This window comes from Acidiplasma aeolicum (genome assembly GCF_001402945.1).
Lineage (GTDB): Archaea > Thermoplasmatota > Thermoplasmata > Thermoplasmatales > Thermoplasmataceae > Acidiplasma > Acidiplasma aeolicum.
The window spans coordinates 1-3999 of sequence record NZ_LKBG01000038.1 but is presented as its reverse complement, the minus strand read 5'-3'; the positions used below and the strand labels follow the sequence as shown (position 1 = coordinate 3999).

Here is a 3999-nt window from a genome sequence, read left to right as displayed (position 1 = left end):
CATTGTCAGATGGTGATAATATTGTTACACCTGTAATGGCATATAAATCCAAAATAGGGTAAAATGAAAGTATATAAGTTTATAAAGTATATAAAGGAAATAATAATGGGACAACACAATGCGCATTTAATTAATGAATTTAAAATATTAATGATTTAACGCATAATTGACATATAATAAAGACTGCAATAGTATTTTCCTAATTATTAATATTTAACAAATTTAAAATATATATGCAAAAGCTTACTTTTAATTTTTTCTGGAATGTAATTATAAACGTTTGAATGTCTTAATCTAAATGCTATTATTGAAATGAACATATTAAATGTTAATGTAAATACCTTAAATGTTGAATTTTTATTATGATTATATGTACTTGCATCTATTTCTGAAATTCTATAATTTTCCTTCTTTATATGGTAAAGCAAGGACACATCAAAAAAAGTACCACAGGTGGAAACTTTATTAACGCTGTCCATTAATGCCTTCTTTTTAAATACCTTGTATCCTGTTTGCGTATCATTTATATTTAAATGAAGTATGCCTTTAATTATTATGTTAAATGACCTTCCAAGAAAGTACCTATAAAATGGTATTTTATTTCTTTTATTGTATCTATTAAATAATAAAGTATCACAATATTTTATTTGGTTTAAATTGTTTATAATATCTATAAATTTAATGCTATTATCTGCATCCATTATTAATATTATATCGTTTAGGATATTTTGATATTTCAATAAAATTCTTTTAATGGCCTTCCCCTTTCCATTACGCTCTTCCGACTTGTTATAAAAAATAAATGCACATGTTTCCTGATATTTTTTAATAATATTAACAGTCCCATCATTTCCATCAACGGAAATAAAAATTCTCCAGCTTAGTTTATTTTCATTTATGAAATTTGAGACATCATCAAGAACAGGTTTTATTCTTTTTTCTTCATTATATGCAGGGATTATTATATCAACATATTTTGGATAATTTTGTGATGCTTCTAAAGCATTTATTTCAACAACTCCCTGCATGGTAAGTTATAAAACCTATATTTATATAATTTTCTATTATTATGATAACTTTTACTTGATGCTTTTGAATAAGGACTAAATGGATATAATAAATAAATTTTTATAAGAATATGCATAAGTAATTATTTTCACAGTTTAAAGTACTTATTTATATTATTACAATGAACTTTATGTTTGTTACCAACAGTTTTAATTGCATCTTTATAGAACCTATGCTTTAAAAATGCATATTCATAATAATTATTTTATTATAGATTCTCTTAAATGCTATCAGGCATCTGATTTTTTCTTACTCCCAAGTGGTATTAAGGCTTTATAATACCTGAGGGCATTAGGTGAGGGCTGGTTACAATCATTGTAAAAAATATCAACATGCAGGTATTGGTTGATAAACAGAATTAGTTCATAGCAGGAAATGATTCTGATTATCAAAATATACTTAATGAGATAGAGGCAAAAAAGTTCAATATTAAAAAAATGTTAGGTAAATCCATAAAAGTGCCAAGAACTTTTAGCTTGAAAACGATCTTTTAGAATATTTAAAAACAATAGATAAATTATATAGATCATCTCAATAATTTCTTAAAAATAAAAAAATGAAAATTTTTTAATGTCAGTTTAATATAATCATTACAATGGGTATATTTAATTCAAAATTACAACAGAAATGCAGCCTGAAAAAGGACATAATTTCAATCACAATAATTGCCATTGGTATAATATTATATAACTATATATGGGATATTATAACATCTGCAAAGATATATTCATTTGGGGCATCTGTTTTTGACCTTGGTGTTTTTTATCAAAGCCTGTGGATTACCCTCCATGATCCATTAAAGGTTTTTATTTCAAACCTTAAAAATGCCCCAATAAATTTTCTGCTCTCTCCATTGTCCCTGGATGATAACATGTTCTTTTTTGTGCATCTGCAAACCCTCTGGCTATCATTGACGGCAGTGCCATTATATTTTATATCAATAAAAAAATTAAATTCCAGATTTTTGGGCATACTAATATCATTATCCTTTTTGGTATTCTTTGGATTAGCAGGTGTAAACTGGTTTGATGTTCATAGGCAGTCATTATTCATACCGTTATTTATATCAGGCTATGCATTATTAATTTATAATAAAAACAGGGGTGCAATAATTTTACTTGTATTATCAGGCCTTGTCAGGTTTCCGTATATTATTTTTCCGCTTATATTTGGCCTTTCATATATTATTGAAAATTTCTATTATAAAAATTTTAATTTTAAATCAAATAAGGTGTATTATTATATATTTTTTATTTCACTGATATTTTTTATAATCGGCATAGTGCATATCGGTTCTGCAGGTTCACTGATATCAGAGGCGCATGGTAATACAAATTATTTTAATAATTTTAAATCCAGCCTTGATAATAAAATTTTTACGGTATTCCTATTCTTAGCACCCTTTTTTATGCTTCCAGCATTATCAAAGAGATGGTTAATATTAATGCTTCCATTCTTTTTTTTATCATTCTTCTCAGGATATCCGGATTATGCATTCCCAAATGACCAGTTTTACCAGTATTACAGCGCAATAATTCCATTTTTATATCTAGGTTTTATTGATGTACTGTCCAATTTAAAATTTAATGATGACCATTTAATAAAAGAAAACATTTTTAGGATAAAAAAATATGTTTCTGCAAAATATAAAATTGTAATTGCCATGTTCATTATAATTATTTTACTTGCACTGTTCTATGAGCCATACGGAGTATTTAACAATGATACCCAGGCTAATTTTGACCTTAAGGGGACATTGGATTATAACATTACAGAATATCACGACCTTAAAAGTGTTGTTAAACTAATACCCGGAAATGCCCCATATATAATCTATCAGAATAGCATGCCAGAGGTTAGCTTTAGGGATCCAATGGCGCAAACTAGCTATGTTTGTTATATTCCAGATAACCATACATTTTACATTAATAATCAATGGACAAAAAACATTAATTATGTTGTAATAGATCCAAATTCCTGGTTTTGGTTTGCTAATAACGGTGCAAACAACAGCATTTACTCTGCATTTAATTATTATATTTTAAGCGGTGATTACAGGGTTAAGGCCGAAGATAATAATGTTGTGCTTCTTGAAAAAAATTATAACGGAAAGCCAGTTATTTATGAGCCGGACAATTATGTAAATGCTTATAAAACTCCTTTAAAAATTAATAATACAAGCGGAAGCACATTTTTAGCAAATTACATTTCGTTACAGCCAGGAAATTATACCCTTAGTTTATGTGTGTATACCAATAACATATCAGAGCAAAATTATATTGAATTAAATCTTACATATTTATATGAGTTTAATCATAAAAGCTGGACAAAAGTTCCACTATTTAATATAAGCTCTGAAAATATTAAAGTTAAAAATACGTTTGAAGACATAAAATTTAATTTAAATATACCAGTGGAAATGGCAGGTGTCAATCTATACATAAATAAATATAATGGAACAAATTATTTTGAAATAAAATCAATAAAAATGCATCAGGATAATTATATAGTGTAATATCTTTAATGTAAATTCAAATAGCCCTTTACTATCCTTAATTTACGTCCATATTTATGTATTTCCTTATCAGCCATTACTCATTTATATCCATTGCTATGACATAATTAGTCTTGATAATGAATCATTGCTTGGAAATGCACCTATGTTTTAGTCCTTCTCTTTAAATTTAATACATTCTTTTTGATGTACAAATTAAATATTAAGATCTAATGAAATTGAACGGACATAATTTTATATTTAAATTTACATACACAATTTATATGAACGGGATTTTTAACAATCAACATTTAGTTCTTAAGCGCAGGAAGTTCGATAAGAACCTAATTATAACTTTAATAACAGGAATTATATTTTCTGTAATATTCTCGGCATATTCCATTTATAAATATTATTCACTTGATGCATCTGCATAT

2 protein-coding genes are annotated in these 3999 nt (G+C 26.6%); one reads left to right on the top strand and one right to left on the bottom strand.

The features are described 5' to 3' along the window. Positions 1–206 precede the first annotated feature (206 nt). Complete coding sequence (locus AOG54_RS01470; RefSeq protein ID WP_055032312.1) at positions 207–1028, bottom strand: glycosyltransferase; 822 nt, start codon at positions 1026–1028, stop codon at positions 207–209. Positions 1029–1663: 635 nt separating this feature from the next. Here AOG54_RS01470 and AOG54_RS01465 point away from each other — a divergent pair. After that, complete coding sequence (locus AOG54_RS01465) at positions 1664–3583, top strand: DUF2079 domain-containing protein (protein WP_055032311.1); 1920 nt, start codon at positions 1664–1666, stop codon at positions 3581–3583. The last annotated feature ends 416 nt before the right edge of the window (positions 3584–3999 follow it).

What these genes read in the sequence shown, in the direction of transcription:
- AOG54_RS01470 (WP_055032312.1), bottom strand. Translation starts at nt 1,028, where the DNA reads ATGCAGGGAGTTGTTGAAATAAATGCTTTAGAAGCATCACAAAATTAT.
- AOG54_RS01465 (WP_055032311.1), top strand. Translation starts at nt 1,664, where the DNA reads ATGGGTATATTTAATTCAAAATTACAACAGAAATGCAGCCTGAAAAAG.